Source organism: Nocardia sp. NPDC087230 (genome assembly GCF_044744725.1).
GTDB classification, from domain to species: domain Bacteria; phylum Actinomycetota; class Actinomycetes; order Mycobacteriales; family Mycobacteriaceae; genus Nocardia; species Nocardia canadensis.
In genome coordinates this window covers 286,948-302,279 of the sequence record NZ_JBIUYV010000003.1, presented here as the reverse complement: position 1 = coordinate 302,279, position 15,332 = coordinate 286,948, and the positions used below count along the sequence as shown (strand labels likewise).

General features: G+C 70.3%; 16 protein-coding genes. 6 read left to right on the top strand and 10 right to left on the bottom strand.

Features of this window, described 5'->3' with window-relative positions:
• Nucleotides 1-32 precede the first annotated feature (32 nt).
• Complete coding sequence (locus tag ACIO52_RS13485; protein ID WP_218717178.1) at nt 33-533, top strand: hypothetical protein; 501 nt, start codon at nt 33-35, stop codon at nt 531-533.
• A 70-nt stretch (nt 534-603) separates the two neighbouring features.
• On the opposite strand, the gene ACIO52_RS13480 is transcribed toward ACIO52_RS13485, so the two are convergent.
• Together ACIO52_RS13480 and ACIO52_RS13475 are read right to left on the bottom strand one after the other, a co-directional pair.
• The gene (locus ACIO52_RS13480; RefSeq protein WP_218717179.1) at nt 604-2,244 is read right to left on the bottom strand and encodes a hypothetical protein; all 1,641 of its coding nucleotides are present in this window, start codon (nt 2,242-2,244) and stop codon (nt 604-606) included.
• Nucleotides 2,241-2,570, bottom strand: coding sequence for a type VII secretion target (locus tag ACIO52_RS13475; RefSeq protein WP_402643914.1), 330 nt, complete (start codon nt 2,568-2,570; stop codon nt 2,241-2,243). Before ACIO52_RS13475 ends, ACIO52_RS13480 begins: the two co-directional genes overlap by 4 nt.
• 192 nt (nt 2,571-2,762) lie before the next feature.
• On the opposite strand from ACIO52_RS13475, the gene ACIO52_RS13470 reads away from it, so the two are divergent.
• Nucleotides 2,763-3,737, top strand: a complete 975-nt coding sequence (locus ACIO52_RS13470) for an NAD-dependent epimerase/dehydratase family protein (RefSeq protein WP_218717181.1) — start codon at nt 2,763-2,765, stop codon at nt 3,735-3,737.
• 10 nt (nt 3,738-3,747) lie between these two features.
• Here the strand turns inward: ACIO52_RS13470 and ACIO52_RS13465 are convergent, their stop codons facing one another.
• Nucleotides 3,748-4,602: an SGNH/GDSL hydrolase family protein gene (locus tag ACIO52_RS13465; RefSeq protein WP_342801487.1), complete on the bottom strand. Its 855-nt coding sequence runs from the start codon at nt 4,600-4,602 to the stop codon at nt 3,748-3,750.
• A gap of 59 nt (nt 4,603-4,661) precedes the next feature.
• Nucleotides 4,662-5,522, bottom strand: a complete 861-nt coding sequence (locus ACIO52_RS13460; protein WP_402643909.1) for a helix-turn-helix transcriptional regulator — start codon at nt 5,520-5,522, stop codon at nt 4,662-4,664.
• A gap of 139 nt (nt 5,523-5,661) precedes the next feature.
• Between ACIO52_RS13460 and ACIO52_RS13455 the strand changes: the two genes are divergently transcribed.
• Nucleotides 5,662-6,441: an NAD(P)H-dependent oxidoreductase gene (locus ACIO52_RS13455; RefSeq protein WP_402643906.1), complete on the top strand. Its 780-nt coding sequence runs from the start codon at nt 5,662-5,664 to the stop codon at nt 6,439-6,441.
• A 51-nt stretch (nt 6,442-6,492) separates the two neighbouring features.
• A complete protein-coding gene (locus ACIO52_RS13450) occupies nt 6,493-7,506 on the top strand; it encodes an Rv2578c family radical SAM protein (RefSeq protein WP_218717185.1) in 1,014 nt (337 codons plus the stop codon).
• A 4-nt stretch (nt 7,507-7,510) separates the two neighbouring features.
• On the opposite strand, the gene ACIO52_RS13445 is transcribed toward ACIO52_RS13450, so the two are convergent.
• The 3 genes from ACIO52_RS13445 to hisS form a co-directional block, all read right to left on the bottom strand.
• Complete coding sequence (locus ACIO52_RS13445; protein WP_316575344.1) at nt 7,511-8,518, bottom strand: malate dehydrogenase; 1,008 nt, start codon at nt 8,516-8,518, stop codon at nt 7,511-7,513.
• 93 nt (nt 8,519-8,611) lie between these two features.
• Nucleotides 8,612-9,259 carry a hypothetical protein gene (locus tag ACIO52_RS13440; RefSeq protein ID WP_316575345.1) on the bottom strand — a complete coding sequence of 216 codons (648 nt, stop codon included), beginning with the start codon at nt 9,257-9,259 and terminating at the stop codon, nt 8,612-8,614.
• A 70-nt stretch (nt 9,260-9,329) separates the two neighbouring features.
• Nucleotides 9,330-10,604, bottom strand: a complete 1,275-nt coding sequence (hisS, locus tag ACIO52_RS13435) for a histidine--tRNA ligase (protein WP_316575409.1) — start codon at nt 10,602-10,604, stop codon at nt 9,330-9,332.
• Between the two features lie 85 nt (nt 10,605-10,689).
• On the opposite strand from hisS, the gene ACIO52_RS13430 reads away from it, so the two are divergent.
• The gene (locus tag ACIO52_RS13430; RefSeq protein WP_342801474.1) at nt 10,690-11,595 is read left to right on the top strand and encodes a peptidylprolyl isomerase; all 906 of its coding nucleotides are present in this window, start codon (nt 10,690-10,692) and stop codon (nt 11,593-11,595) included.
• A 276-nt stretch (nt 11,596-11,871) separates the two neighbouring features.
• On the top strand, nt 11,872-12,414 hold the full coding sequence (locus tag ACIO52_RS13425; RefSeq protein ID WP_218717189.1) for a hypothetical protein: 543 nt from the start codon (nt 11,872-11,874) through the stop codon (nt 12,412-12,414).
• 63 nt (nt 12,415-12,477) lie between these two features.
• Here ACIO52_RS13425 and ACIO52_RS13420 read toward each other — a convergent pair whose 3' ends face one another.
• Genes ACIO52_RS13420 through ACIO52_RS13410 form a run of 3 tightly spaced genes read right to left on the bottom strand, consistent with a single transcriptional unit; the run spans nt 12,478 to nt 15,276 of the window.
• A complete protein-coding gene (locus ACIO52_RS13420) occupies nt 12,478-12,903 on the bottom strand; it encodes a DUF4913 domain-containing protein (protein WP_316575346.1) in 426 nt (141 codons plus the stop codon).
• Nucleotides 12,900-14,723 carry a type IV secretory system conjugative DNA transfer family protein gene (locus ACIO52_RS13415; RefSeq protein ID WP_218717191.1) on the bottom strand — a complete coding sequence of 608 codons (1,824 nt, stop codon included), beginning with the start codon at nt 14,721-14,723 and terminating at the stop codon, nt 12,900-12,902. The genes ACIO52_RS13420 and ACIO52_RS13415 overlap by 4 nt, the downstream gene beginning before the upstream one ends.
• Before the next feature lie 40 nt (nt 14,724-14,763).
• Nucleotides 14,764-15,276: a hypothetical protein gene (locus tag ACIO52_RS13410; RefSeq protein ID WP_402644431.1), complete on the bottom strand. Its 513-nt coding sequence runs from the start codon at nt 15,274-15,276 to the stop codon at nt 14,764-14,766.
• Between the last annotated feature and the right edge of the window lie 56 nt (nt 15,277-15,332).

Sequence of the window (15,332 nt, the reverse complement as noted above, 5' to 3'; positions counted from 1 at the left end):
AGATACCGCCACATCGTCTTTCGAGGGGAATCATGCGCCTGACCATGACCGGACTGCTCGTCTGCGCGCTCGCACTGCCCGGTGCGAGCGCGATCGCCCAGGCCGAGCCCGCGCCGCTACCCCTGGTCAGCGTGACCTCGATTCCCGACGGCTGGTCCCAGCGCACCGATCTGCGGCCGGTGCTGCAGGTCTTCGCCGACGGCAAGGCGGTGCACTCGCCCGACGCGGTGAGCAAGGACCGCAAGCCCGAGACCGCGGCCAAGCGGGTCGACGGCACCGTGCCCGAGGACGTGCTCGCGGCCGCGCGCGAGGAGATCACCGCGCTGCGGGAGATCGACTTCGGCATCCCGGCCGGTGAGGGCAAGGGCACCACGATCATCGATCTGATGCCCGACGATGTCGACGGCGAGACCCACCTCGTCGTCTACTCCCCCGATGCGTCCGACGGGCTCAACGACGACCAGAAGGCCGCGCGCAAGCGCTTCACCGACCTCTACAAGAAGCTGGTGGATTCCTTCAAGGAGAAGCGCTGAGCCACCGCGCGACGACCGTGCCCCCGACTCCGGGTCGGGGGCACGGTCGTCTTCGTCCGAGATCCGGTGTCTAGAACCGGTCTTCGTCGGCGTCGCGTTCGTCCTCGTGGACGGCGCCGATGACCTCGGGCGTGGATTCGCCGAGCGGGCCGGTGAGGTCGTCGTTGCCGGTGCGGCTCTGGTAGGGCTGCACGGTACGGCCGTGTTCCTCGTCGTTGTTGCCCTTGCCACCCGCGCCCGCGGCACCGCCGCCGCCCATGAAGCCGGAGCCGCTGGTGCCCGCGGTGGTGGTGGTGCCCAGGCCCGTATTGCCCAGGGCGGTGGACAGGACGCGCCCGGCAGGCATGGCCGACCCGGGAACGGCGGTGGTGGCCTTGGGCGTTCCCGCGCTCGGGGTGCCGCCGGTGCTGCCGCCGGAACCGCCCCGCGCGGTGCCGAGGGCGCCGAGCGCACCGCCGGTGCTGCCGCCGGAACCGCCGGTGCTCAGGCCCGCGGTGGTGGTCGAGCCGGGCGTGGTGGTCGTGCCGCCCTGCGTGGTGCTCGCGGCGGTGGTCGAGTCGTCGGTGGTGCCCGACAGCGCTTCTTCCGCCTGGGTCAGCAGCGGCTCGGCGATGTTCTCCGAGGCCGCCGACAGCACTTCCTCCGGGGAGGGCAGCCCGCTCTGGGCGACCAGGTTCTGCACGACGCCGCTGAGCTGTCCGGTGTAACCGGCCAGCTCACCGCGGGTGGTGTTGACGACCGTGACCGCCGAGCCGAGATGCTCGGTGGCCAGCCCGATGAGGGTGGCCTGCGTCGGCGGCAGCATGATCGTCGGCGCGAGCGCGGTGGCCTGGGCGGCGAAGGTGGTGGCGATCGCCGACAGCTGCGCGTTGCCCGACTGGACGACGGCGGCGGCCTGCTCGGTCAGCGCGGAGATGTCGAAGCCGCGCTGACTGGTCTCCTGCCCCTCGGTCTGCGCCTGCTGGCTGGCGGTGGTCGCCGCGTCGGAGGCCTCGCCCTCCCACAGCTGCTGCACCGTCTTCAGGCCGCCCTGGGCGACGCTCATCGCCGATTCGATCAGCGAGGAGGAGTTGCTCAGCAGGGTGGTCGGATCGAGCGAGCCGAACACCCCGGTGCCGAAACTGCTCAGCAGCTGCAGGATCGGCTCGAACAGCGAGTCGATGCCCGGCAGCGCCGGAATCGAGACGCCGTTGAGCAGCGCGGAGACCGGATCCTCGGTCAGCGTCGTCGCGGCGGCGGAGCTGGTGGAATTCGTGGTACTCGCGGCGGTGCCGCCGCCCGCCGCCCCGGTGAGCGCGCTCTTGGCCTGGTCGAACGCCGTCTGGGCGGTGGCCAGCGCGGGCCCGGCGACCTGGTTGACAGCAGTCTGCGCGCCGCTCAACGCGGCGGAGGCGTCGGACGAGATGCCGGACAGGATGTCCTGCGCGTCGACGGCGCCGCCGGTACCGAGACCGGACAGGCCGGCGAGCCCGGCCGGGGAGACCGCGGCGTTCTGGGCGTCCTCGGTGATCTTCTGCGCGAGGGTGAAGACCGGTTCCGCGTCGGCCTCGAGATCCTCGGGCAGCTGCATCAGCGGGACGTCGAGGATCGCCTGGGCGGCGCTGTAGTCGACGGGGACGGCGCCCAGCGCGGACTGGGTCGCGGCGTCGGCGGTGGCCAGGGCGGTATCGGGGGTGATGACGCCCGCGTCACCGGTACTCAGCGGCTTCATACCGCGCCTCCCATCCCGGCGGACTGGCGGGCCAGGTCGACGGCCAGCGACACGTCCTCGGTATCGAACGTCACCGAGGACCTGAACGCCGCGTCGGACAGCTTGGCGAACTTGGCCGACAGATCGTTGATGTCCTTGGCCTGCAGGGCCTGTGCGGCCGCGAACATCGCCAGGTAGTCGGCGCCGATGAGCCCGAACACCGGGGTCATCGCGGCGACGTTGCCCGCCGCGTCGGTGATGCCCGCCGCGGCGATATCCCCCGCCACGGTCGCGTTCGTCGCCGCGAAGGCGGCGACGGCATCGGTATTGACCGAGAGATCGGCCATGCGAAACCCCCCAACTCGTCGTGAAAATCCTGCTCTGCGAGCGCGATCGGCGGTCGCGGAACTCCCTACGCGCCCGCGCGAGGGCGCAGTGCGCCAAATATAACCGAACACCCCGACCACGATCGAGCCGTGTCGGCTCCGATCCGCGGGATCCGCTTTCAAAACTAGAACATGTTCTATATCCTCGGCGGAATGAAGGTCGCAGTGACCGGCGCAGCCGGCTACCTCGGTACCAACCTGATCCCGCAGCTCCTCGAGCGTGGCCACGAAGTGGTGGCCATCGATCGCGCCGCACCGACCACGTCCGATCCGGCCGTCACCTGGATTTCCGGTGACGTGCTCGATCCGGCGTCGATGCGCGGCGCCCTCGAGGGCGCCGAGGTGGTCTACCACCTGGTCGCACTGATCACCCTCGCCGAGAAGAACGACCTGGCGTGGCGGGTCAACACCGAGGGCGTGCGGGTCACCGCGGAGGCGGCGCTCGAGACCGGCGCGCGGCGCTTCGTACACACCAGCTCGATCCACGCCTTCGACCAGTACCGCGCGGGCGGGCACATCGACGAGACCACGCTGCGCTCCACCGATCCGGGCCTGCCGGTCTACGACCGGTCCAAGTGGGCGGGCGAGCAGGCGCTGCGGCCGGTGATCGAGCGCGGTCTGGACGCGGTGATCGTCAACCCGACCGGCGTGTACGGCCCGGCCGACCACCCGAAGAACCTGTCCCGGCTCAACCGCACCGCCGCCGAGGCGATGCGCGGCCGCACGCCGGTGATGATCGGCGGCGGTTTCGACCTGGTCGACGTGCGCGACGTGGCGCACGGTCTGATCCTGGCGGGCGAGAAGGGCCGCACCGGCGAGAACTACCTGCTCGGCGGCTACATGACCACGCTGATCGACCTGTGCCGGATGGCCGCGGCGCGCACCGGCGCCAAGGGTCCGCGGTTCGCGATTCCGGCCAAGGCGCTGGGCGCCGTCCTGCCGGTGGTCGAGCCGATCAGCAAGCGCTTCGGCTCCGACATCCTGTCCAAGGCCGCGCTCGGCGCGATCCTGTCGGCGCCCATCGTCGACCACGGCAAGGCCGAACGCGAGCTGGGCTACCACCCGCGCCCGACCGCGGAAACCGTCGCCGACCTGGTCGACTTCCTGCGCGCGCCGCGCAGCGCGTAATCCGCACCGCTCACCCCGGCGCCGTCATGGCCGCGCGGAGCACTTCCGCCGTGGCCCGCTGCCCGGCGGCGTTGGGGTGCACCGGCGTCGCGTTGACCTGCGCGGGCAGCAGCGGTTCGACCCAGCGGGTCGCGGGGTCCCGGCAGGCGTCGTGGCCGATGGCCGGGGTATAGATGTCGACGTAGATCGCGCCGTTGGCCTCGGCCTGGCGCCGCAGCGCGGCATTGAGTTCACGTTCGATGCCGCGCGCGTAGTCGACGTCGCCGGTGCTCAGCGGCATCTGCGGATAGCAGTGCCCGGCTTCCGGCAGGACCGCCGGATAGCCCACCACATACACCCGCGCGTGTGGCGCCTGTTCCCGGATCCGGCCGATCGCCGCCCCCATCGCGGGTTCCCCGGCCGCGATGTCGTCGCTGAACCGGGACCCCTGACTGTCGCGACACGGCGCCCCGACATCGCCGGCATTGCCCGCGTTCAGCGCCGAGCAGGTGACGACCATGGTTTGGAACAGGTTCCCGTCGTTGCCACCAGCCTGATAGCTGACGATCCGCGTCCGCGCCGACAGCGCGTCGAATTGCGGTGGCTGATCGGCATATTGCGCCGTGGTCATGTGCGCGGTGGCCGCCGAGGCACAGCTGACATCGGTGAGTTCCCACCCGGTCGCCGCCGCCAGCAGGTGCGGATAGTTCTGTGCCGACCGGGTACACAGCGGCGGACTGCCGGGCACGGGATCCAGCAAGCCGGGCGCGGCGGTATACGAGTCGCCGAGGGCGACATAGCTCACCTCGGGTGCCGGGACAGCACCCGGAAACAGCAGCCCGAGAACGAGCTGGGCGACGACCGCACCGACCACCGGTCTATCCATCGAACACTTCTCACCGAGTCACCGCGGATCGCGGGGCCGACGGTCCGCCACCTGCGATTCTACCGCCGGGAACGGTCGCGTGACTCGGCGCGCGGGCCCGTCGGGCGCCCCTCACCGTCCGCGCCCAAGCCCGCGAGCAGGCGCAGCCCGTCCTCGGTCGGGCTCCCGGGCGCGGCCGACAACACGATCAGCTCCATGCCGGACTCGTCCGGCAGTGCGAAGTTCTCCTGGTGCAGTTCGAGCAGGCCGACCAGTGGGTGCCGGTAGGCCCGGCGGCCATGGGTGCGAGCGCGCACGTCCGCGCGGGCCCAGAGCCGGCGGAAGCGCTCGCTGCCCATGGCGAGTTCGCCGATCAGCTCCGCCAGGCGGCGGTCGTCGGGGTACTTGCCCGCCGCCAGGCGCAGATGCCCGACGACATCGAGGGTGCAGGTCTCCCACTCCGCGTAGAGGCCACGCTCGGACTCCTCGAGAAAGATGTGCCGGGCGGTGTTCAGGCCCGCAGCGGGCCTGCCGTAGAGAAGTCCGGCCAGCCGGTTTCCCGCGACGATGTCGAGGCGATGATCCACGATCAGCGCGGGCGCGCCGCTGACCAGCTCCAGCACCCGCAGCAGCTCGGGCCGAACCCGCCCGCCGGGAGTCCTGGACCGACGGCGACGCTGCCGCGCCAGCCGGTGCAGATGCGCGCACTCGGTCTCGTCGAGGCCGAGGACACGGGCCAGCGCGTCGAGGACCTGCTCGGAGGGCTGGGTCGCGCGGCCCTGCTCGAGCCGGACGTAGTAGTCGACGCTGACCCCCGACAGGTGCGCGACCTCCTCGCGGCGTAATCCGTCGACCCGGCGGTGCCGGTCGACGGGGATGCCGACAGCCACCGGGTCGACCCGGGAACGCCGGGTCCGCAGAAATCCAGCGAGGTCGTCCATGATCTCGAGTATGGTCCCGGCGGGGGCGGTGAAGGTGGCCCTGCCGGTACCAGGAAGTCCCGTCCGACGGACGCGGCGCCCCTGAACGCATGCCCGCGCGGCGCCCAGGATCGACGTCATCCGATCCGAAGGAGTTCCGATGAAAGCACTGATCGTCCACGCCCATCCGGAGCCGAAGTCGCTCAACGGCGCGCTCACCGACGTCGCGGTCGCCACGCTGGCGGGCGAGGGACACGAAGTCCAGGTGAGCGACCTGTACGGGATGAACTGGAAGGCCGTCGTCGACGCCGACGACTATGGTCCCGACGCCTCCGATCCGCTGCGGGTCGTCCTGGATTCGGGCCGCGCCTTCGAGGCGGGCACGCTCGCCCCCGAGGTGCGCGCCGAGCAGGAGAAGCTGCTGTGGGCCGACGTGATCGTCTTCCAGTTCCCACTGTGGTGGTACTCGATGCCCGCCATCCTCAAAGGCTGGGTGGATCGGGTGTTCACCTACCGCTTCGCCTACGGCGTCGGTGAGCACAGCGACACCAGATACGGCGAGCGCTACGGCGAAGGCACCCTCGCGGGCAAGAGGGCCCTGCTGTCGGTGACCGTCGGTGGCCCCGAGGCGCACTACGCCGCGCGCGGTATCAACGGCCCGATCGAGGATCTGCTGTTCCCGATCCAGCACGGCATCCTCTTCTACCCCGGCATCGAATCGCTGCCACCGTTCGTGGTGTACGGCGCCGACAAGATCACCGAGGCGGACTATCCCGACCTCGCCGCGGCCTGGCAGCGGCGGCTGCGGGCGCTGGCCTCGACCGCGCCGATTCCGTTCCGGCGGCAGAACTTCGGCGATTACGAGATTCCCTCGCTGCAGCTGGAGCCGGGCCTGGAACCGGCGGGCCGCACCGGTTTCGGCCTGCATGTGCGCGGCTGACCGGACCGTGCCGCGCTTGACACTTCATCGAACACATGTTCGACTCGCGGTATGCGGTGGCAAGCGCAGACTCTCGACGCCGAGGACGGCGCCCTGCCCGGACTGACCCGGGCGGGGCTGGTGCGCACCGTCCGAACGCCCGAGTTCGACGGCATCACCTTCCACGAGGTGCTGTGCAAGAGCGCGCTGAACAAGATGCCCGAGAGTTCGTCGCTGCCGTTCCGCTGGACGATCAATCCGATGCGGGGGTGCTCGCACGCCTGCCGCTACTGCTTCGCGCGGGGCAGTCACGAGTACCTGGGGCTGGACGCGGGCGAGGACTTCGATTCGCAGATCGTGGTGAAGACGAATGTGGCGGCGGTGCTGCGCAAGGAGCTGACCCGGCGGTCCTGGCAGCGTGAGCCGGTGGCGCTGGGCACCAATACCGACCCGTACCAGCGGGCCGAAGGACGCTACCGGCTGATGCCCGGCATCATCGGCGCCCTCGCCGATTCCGGGACGCCGTTCTCCATCCTCACCAAGGGGCCGCTGCTGCGCCGGGATCTGCCGCTGCTCACCGCGGCCGCGCGGCGGGTGGAGGTGAGCGTGGCGGTGTCGATCGCCATCCTCGACGAGCAACTGCACCGCAGCCTGGAGCCGGGCACGCCGACGCCTCGCGCGCGCCTGGACCTGGTCCGCGCGCTGGCCGACGCCGGCTTCGCCGTCCACGTCATGGTGGCGCCGATCATCCCCTGTCTGACCGACGGCAGCGCCCACCTCGACGCCCTGTTCGCCGCCATCGCCGACGCGGGCGCCGACAGCGCCACGGCCTTCGGCCTGCATCTGCGCGGCAGCACCCGCGGCTGGTTCCTCGGCTGGCTGGCCGCCGAACACCCGGCACTGGTGCGCCGCTACCGGCAGCTCTACGGGCGCGGCGGGAACGTCACACCCGCCTACAGCTCCTGGCTGCGCGAACGGGTCGACCCACTGCTGACCGCCTACGACCTGCGCCGCCCGCAGGGCCGAACCGTCCCGGCGGCGCCGGTCCCGGTGCCGCCGAGCGAGCAGCTCGCCCTGTTCGGCTGAGCGGTCACGGCGCGGTGGCGAACCCGAGATCGATCACCGCGTCCCGCTCGGCGACCAGTTCGGCGACACTGGCGTCGATCTCGGCCCGCGCGTAGTCGTCGAGGTCCAAGTCGTCGACGATGCGGTACTGCCCACCGACGCAGGTGACCGGGAACGAGCTGACCAATCCCTTCGGCACGCCGTAGGAGCCGTCGGAGGGCACGGCCATCGAGGTCCAGTCGTCGGCGGGCGTGCCGAGGACCCAGTCGTGGAGGTGGTCGATGGCGGCGCTGGCCGCGCTGGCGGCCGAGGACGCGCCGCGGGCCTTGATGATCGCGGTACCGCGCTGCTGCACGGTCGGCACGAAGACCTCCCGCACCCACTGCGGCTCGACCAGTTCCGGCGCGGGCTTGCCCGCGACGGTGGCGTGCGTCAGATCGGGGAACTGGGTCGCGGAGTGGTTGCCCCACACCGCCATCCGGGCGATATCGGCCGCCGGGGCGCCGGTGCGCGCGGCCAGCTGGGCGATGGCGCGATTGTGGTCGAGGCGGGTGAGCGCGGTGAAGCGGTCGGCCGGTACGTCGGGCGCGTTGCGCATCGCGATGTAGGCGTTGGTGTTGGCGGGATTCCCGACGACGAGCACCCGCACGTCCGAAGCGGCGACGGCATTGATCGCGGCGCCCTGACCGGTGAAGATCGGCCCGTTCGCGGCGAGCAGGTCGCCGCGCTCCATGCCGGGGCCACGCGGGCGGGCACCGACGAGCAGCGCCACGCTCGCGCCGTCGAACCCGACCGACGGATCGTCGGTGATCTCGATCGAGGACAGCAGCGGGAACGCGCCGTCCTCGAGTTCCATCGCGACCCCCTCGAGGGCGCGCACCGCGGCAGGCACCTCGAGCAGCCGCAAGCGCACCGGGGTGTCGTGCCCGAGCATCGCGCCCGCGGCGATCCGGAACAGCAGTCCGTAGGCGATCTGTCCCGCACCACCGGTGACGCTGACGGTGACCGGAGTTCTGCTGGCTGGGTTGCTCACGACCGACTCCTCGCACTGGACGACTTGGCGCCTCCCACGCTAATCAGTCACCCCGCCCCGAACCGGGATCCGTGAGGCAGAACACCACGAGGGTCAGACGAGTTCGGCGACCTCGGCGTCGGTCAGCACGACCGGCGACACCGCGTCCTTGGCCCGGACCAGCCGCACACCGCGATACAGCGGCCGCTCCCCCAGCCCCGCATCGCGCGCCTCGGCCCGCAACTGCTGCACCAGCACCTCCGACACGGCGACGGCGGCGGCGAGCTCACTGGCGGCCAGCGCGTCGGCGAGCTTGCGCAGCCCGAGTACATGCAGTTCGCGTCCGCTGCCGGAATCGGTGTACATCGCCAGCGGCACCACCTGGATGTCGGCGCCGACGGTCACCTTCAGCACGATCCGGCTGAGCCGGCCGGGGTAGACCAGCAGCTGCACGCCGGTCGCCCGCGCGAGGTCGACGCGCCGCTCCCCGAAGAGCCGGTGCGCGCGGATCTCGGTGCCGCTCAACCACATCCGCCTGCGCCGGAACGCGAATACGTAACCGAGGGTCGGCACGGCAACGACCAGTCCGAGGACGATCGCGAACGGCCAGCTCAACCACAGCGCGGACAGCAGCGTCACGCCCACGCCGACACCGATCGCGGCCAGCGCGAGCCTGCGCAACATCGGCGCGAACACCTCGGGCGCGACCAGGTCGATGCCGACCGGTTCCGTTCCCGCCCGCCCGGACTCCCCGTCCACCATGTCCCTCTCCACCCGGGCGGCCCGTCCGACCCGAGGCGCGGTCAGACTACCGCGCCCCGGATCGCCGGGCTCAGTGTCCGAGCGCGGAGCGCAGCACTCCCACGACCTCGCCCAGGGGCACCTGCCGCTGCTCGCCGGTCGCCATCTCCTTGACCCCGATCGAGTTCTCCTCCAGATCGCGATCACCCAGCACCAGGGTGAATTTCGCGCCGGAGCGGTCGGCGCCCTTCATCGCACCCTTCATCCCGCGCCCGCCGTAGGCCAGGTCGACGCTGATGCCCGCGCCGCGCAGCGCGCCGGCCAGGGCGACCAGTCGCGCCTTGGCGGCGTCACCGAGCGCGATGCCGTACACCTGGCAGCGCGCCGGATCGGCCGCGGCCTTGCCCTCGGCCGCCAGCGCCAGCACGGTCCGGTCGACACCGATGCCGAAACCGATGCCCGACAGCGGCTGCCCGCCGAGCTCGGCCATCAGTCCGTCGTAGCGGCCGCCACCACCGATGCCGGACTGCGCGCCCAACTGGTCGTGCACGAATTCGAAGGTGGTCTTGGTGTAGTAGTCCAGGCCGCGGACCATGCGCGGGTTCACCACGTAGGGCACGCCGAGGGCGTCGAGGTGGGCCAGCACCTGCTCGAAGTGCGTCTTCGCCGACTCGGAGAGGTGATCGATCATCAACGGCGCGTTCGCGGTCAGCTCGCGCACCTCCGGCCGCTTGTCGTCGAGGACGCGCAGCGGGTTGATCTGGGCGCGGCGGCGGGTCTCCTCGTCGAGCGGGAGCCCGAGCAGGAACTCCTGCAGCAGCTCCCGGTACTGCGGGCGGCAGGTCTCATCGCCCAGCGAGGTGATCTCGAGACGGAAGCCGTCCAGGCCGAGGCCGCGGAACCCGGCGTCGGCGATCGCGATGACCTCCGCGTCCAGCGCGGGGTCGTCGACGCCGATCGCCTCGATGCCCACCTGCTGCAACTGCCGGTAGCGGCCGGCCTGCGGGCGCTCGTAGCGGAAGAACGGCCCGGCGTAGCACAGCTTGAGCGGCAGCTGGCCGCTCTTGTCCAGGCCGTGCTGGATCACCGCGCGCATGACGCCCGCGGTGCCTTCGGGACGCAGGGTAAAGCTCTCGCCGTTGCGGTCGGCGAAGGTCCACATCTCCTTGCTGACCACGTCGGTCGACTCACCGACACCACGCGCGAACAGGGCGGTCTGTTCGAATACCGGCAGCTCGATGTGCCCGTACCCGGCGAGTCGGGCGGCGTGGATCAAGCCGTCGCGCACGGCGACGAACTCGGCCGAGCCGGGCGGCACGTAATCCGGGACCCCCTTCGGGGCGGTGAAGCTGCTGGTCTTGGTCACGATCATCCAGTTTTCCCCACGGGCGCCCCTCGAGTCCAACCGGTTACCCTCTAGACGAACCTGACGACACGGGAGGAACGCGGTAGTGCCGAGTAACGAACAGCGACGGGCGGCGGCCAAGCGCAAGCTGGAGCGCCAGCTGGCACGACGGGCCGAGCAGGAGAAGAAGCGCAAGCGCCTGGTGATCGCGGGCTCGGTACTGGGTGTGATCGTGGTCGCCGCCGCCGTGACCGGCGTGTACTTCCTCACCAAGGGCGGCGACGAGGCGGATTCCTCGGCCACCGCGAGCACCTCGGCCACCAGCAAGCGTGAACTACCCCCGGCCGCCGACGCGCCCGCGGTCGCCGCCAAGCCGGCCACCGTCACCTGCGCCTACCCCGTCGGCGCGGAGCCCGCGAGCAAGCCGGTCGCGCCGCCGAGCACCACCACGGTCGCCTCCGGCCCCGACGCGCCGAAGACCAAGGTGTCCATCGATTCCACCCAGGGACCGATCGGCCTCGAGCTCGACAGTGCCGAATCGCCGTGCACCGTCAACAGTTTCGTGAGCCTGGCGCAGCAGGGCTACTTCGACAACACCAGCTGCCACCGCATCTCGGCCGAGGAGGGCTTCGAGATGCTGCAGTGCGGCGACCCCACCGCCAGCGGCATGGGCGGGCCGGGCTACAGCTTCGCCAACGAGTACCCGACCGATCAGTTCCCGACGACCGATCCGGACAACGATCCCGCGCTCAACAGCCCGATCAAGTACAAGCGTGGCGTGATCGCGATGGCCAACTCGGGCCTGACCCCCGAGGGCACCAACGGCAGCCAGTTCTTCCTGGTCTACGGCGACACCATCCTGCCGCCGAAGTACACGATCTTCGGCACCATCGACGAGGCGGGCCTGACGACGCTGGAGAAGGTCGGCGCCGCGGGCGACGACGGATCCATGTCGGCCGGCGGCGGCAAGCCGAAGATGCCGATCAGCTTCAACACCGTCAAGGTGGGCTGACACCGCCACACGCAGCGTGAAACGGGTCGGACGCCGCCATGGCGTCCGGCCCGTTTCCGGTTTTCCGGCCCCGACACCGCCAGAAGATCATCAGAGGCAAGGCAATCCTACGTTTCATCCGGCCGACAGCCTCGAACACCGTACTTTCTCCCCCGCCACTCCATGTCGGCCGAAACTTCTCGACACCTCCCGTGCGTGGCTCCGCCAGACATACAGTCGTGTCCTTCGCGCGGTAGTCTCAGATGTCCACTTCCACAGCAGCATCGGGGAGCAGTCATGGCGGAACTCGACGACATCGGCAGCGAAACGGCGTCCATGATGCGCATCATGCTGCAGATGGCCACCCTGGTCGCCCTCAAGTCGCGTGAGCACGGTCAGAAAGAGGCCGAGGCCCGCGCCAAGGCGGTCGAGGCGAAGATGAAGGAAGCCCGCGAGTTGCAGATCCGCGAGGCGCGCGAGCTGAAGGCCAAGGACCCGCGCAATCTCGAACTGGTGCAGATGATGTCGGTCGGCGCCAAGTCGAGCCAGCCGCGGGGACTGACCCTGGAGAAGGACCCGTCCTCCCCCTTCGCGAGCGGCGCCGCCGCGAAGGCCGCGCAGGCGCCTCAGTTGGGCTACGACTCCGTCGAGCGGCGCGCGGCCATCGCCGCCCATCTCGAACGGGCGGGCGTCGCACCGGAATTGGCCGAGGTGCGCATGCTCGTCGAGATGGGACAGGGCATCTCGCCGGACGAGGCGATCCGCCGCACGAACGCGGGCGCCCGCCGCACCGGCATCGAACGCGGTATCGATCCGCGTGGCCTCGAACGCGGGCGCTGACCCCGGCGAACATGCGTCGCCGGGCGGCCGGAGCACCGGCCGCCCGCGACGATCACCGCGCGGCTACAGCGTCGGCTTGGTCTTGAGCCACGGCTCGGTGACCTCCGGATCGGAGAACATCTCCTGATCCGCGCCCTCCTGGTCGCGCAACGGCAGCGGATCCAGCATGCTCTTGTGCCCGTTGCGCACGCTGCAGTACTTGAACGGCCCACGGGGATCGAACAACTTGGCCATGTGCTGGTCGGCGTGGTCGAGGAACCACACGCTGATTCCCGGCCCGCCCTCGAGCCGATAGTGCTCCCAGGCCTGCCACAGCGCGTCGAGGCGGATGACCGCCTCGGTGTGGCGCCACCATTCGGGGCACCACACGGTGTCACTGATATCGGTGACCTGCCTGCGGTACACCTTGCTCAGGTAGCCGTTGACGAACTCCACGACATTGGGATAGCCGTTGGTGAGGTCGTTGGATCCGGGCATCGGCTGGTTCACAGCGGCTTGACCTCCTCGACATCGCCGTACTGCTCCGGCGGAGTGGAATTCGACAGCACCGGCGTTCCGATCAGATCGTCGATGCGGGTCTTGCGGGTCGGATCGTTGTACTCGATCGACTGTTTGACCGCCGCGGCGTACTCCCCTTCCCACCAGGGCACGGTCCGGACCAGCACGGCGGGCTGCCCCGAGGTGAACACCACCGCGCGACCGCGCGGCAGCGTCGCCAGGCCCTGCGCGGTGAAGGTCACCGAGGAGCTGAGCGAGCGCGAGTAGCTCTTGCTGCTGCCCGACTGCGACATCGACTGCGAGATCGAGTCGTACTCGCCGATCGCCTCGGACCGGTCGCGCAGGAACGCCATGTCGTCGACACCGCTGCCGAGCACCTTGATGTTGGCCGCCGACCACAGCGCGCTCATGCCCGCGTCGCCCCAGCAGCGCGCACCCTGCGCCCAGGACTGCAGCACCGTCATCACCACGATGCCGCGCGAGCCGAAGTGGCTGTACTGCTTGGGCAGATCCTTCCAGCGCACCACGTTGGCCGCCTCGTCGAGCACCGCGAGCAGCGGAATCGGCAGCCGCCCACCGGACGACAGCGAGGCCTTGCGCATGGCCACATCGATGACGGCCTCGGTCAGCGCGCTGACCAGCGGCGCCGCCGAGCCACGGCCCTCCAGCGACAAGCAGTAGAGCGTGCCGTTGCGCTCGATGAACTCGAGTTCGTCGAACTGCAGCCGGTCACCGCTGCCGCGGGTGATCCACGGGTGCACATTCGACATCTGCAGGCAGCGCACCATCTTCTTGGCGGTGCCGAAGATGCCGCTCTTGGTGCGCTGTTCGGCGTTGTACTGCATGGCCAGACCGGAGGCGGTGAAGTCGTGCCCGGCGCCACGCAGGTGCTCGATCGGCTCACTGTTCTGCGGGTTGGTCACCCATTCCCACACCTGGGTGATCGGCTTGCCCGCGATCGCGGCGGCCAGGAACAGCCCGGCCAGCAGGTCCTCGGCCTCGGGATCGAAGAAGCTGTCGGTGTTGTCGGCGCCGCCGCTCTCGGCGTCGGCGAAGTGGCCCGCCAGGCGGGCCGCCCGCATCTCGCAGCCCTCCTTGCGGTGATCGACCCAGGCCAGCGGATCCCAGAACCACACCGGGCGTTCGCCCGCCACGCCCTGCGGGTCGAACACGAAGGTCGCGCTGCCCTTGGCCTCGCGCACATTTCGGGTCGCGTCGACCACGTCGCGCTTGTTCGAGGTGGTCAGCACGGGACCGATGGCCGACAGGATCGCCGGGATCACGCGCGAGGTGGACTTGCCCTGACGCGGGCCCCAGATGTCGAGGTGCAGATCCTCGTAGGAGCCGTAGAGCGGGGAACCGTCGGCGACGGCGACGCCGATCGGCACGCCCGGCGCGTCGTTGGTGCCCAGCCGCACCCCGAGATCGAGGGCCTTCTGGCGCACCCCGGCCTCGGTGATCGAGGCGATGGCGCTGCCAGTGCCCATGTGATCGGCCTTGTCGTCGATCGACAGCCTGCCCTTGACCGCGCGCTTCTTCAGCTGCTTGCGGACCACCACGTAGGCGATGACCGCCGCGATCACCAGCAGCACGATCACCGTCGACGCCCGGGGCCAGTGCAGTTTGCCGCGCGCCAGATCGGCGACCACCGCGATCGGGTTGGCCGGAATGTTCTGCGGCACCACCGACAGCGCGTTGCCCAGGTGCAGCGCGACGGCGAGGGTGATCAGCGTCGCAAAGCCGAACACGATCAGGATCAGCGTCGTGTCGGGTCCGACCGCGGCCGGATCCGTCACCTTCTTCTTCGCCACGTGTGCCTCCTTGTGGACCTTGTCGGATGGTGGTGGGTGCTCAGCGGAACGCGTCGAGGCGCCAGCCTTGCGGCGTCTGCACCACGGTCGCGATGACCGTGCCCGGCGGGAGGGCCTCGGACCGCCCGTTCGGGTAGACGACCGTCTGCTCGATGCCGATCTTGTACTGCGCTACCGCGGGATCCGCGCTCGCCGGCGCCTTCTCGCCGGACGCGAAGGCGAAGGCCTCGACGTGTGCCTTCGCCTTGGCCCAGTCCGCCCACTGCAGCGACGGTTTCGGCGTGTCGGTGGACCCCGTCGAACCGTCCAGCATACGTATCATGCTGGGCCCCAGCCATTTTCGCGCGCGTTGCAGCGACTCGCCCGGTTGTTCGGTGGCCGGGTTCCAGGTGTAGATCTCGCGCAGGGCCACGACCGCGACGCCGTCGGCCGTCGTCGGGTCGACCGTGGCCGCGGCGTCGAGCAGCCGGGTGGTCGAGGTGGCCGAGTCCGGGCGCGCGGAATCGGGATCGCCGCCGCAAGCGGCGATCGGGAGCAGGACCGCCACGAGCATCACCGCCGGAATTGTGCGGATTCGTGTTCTCTCCCACCAGGTTATCCCCGGAATCG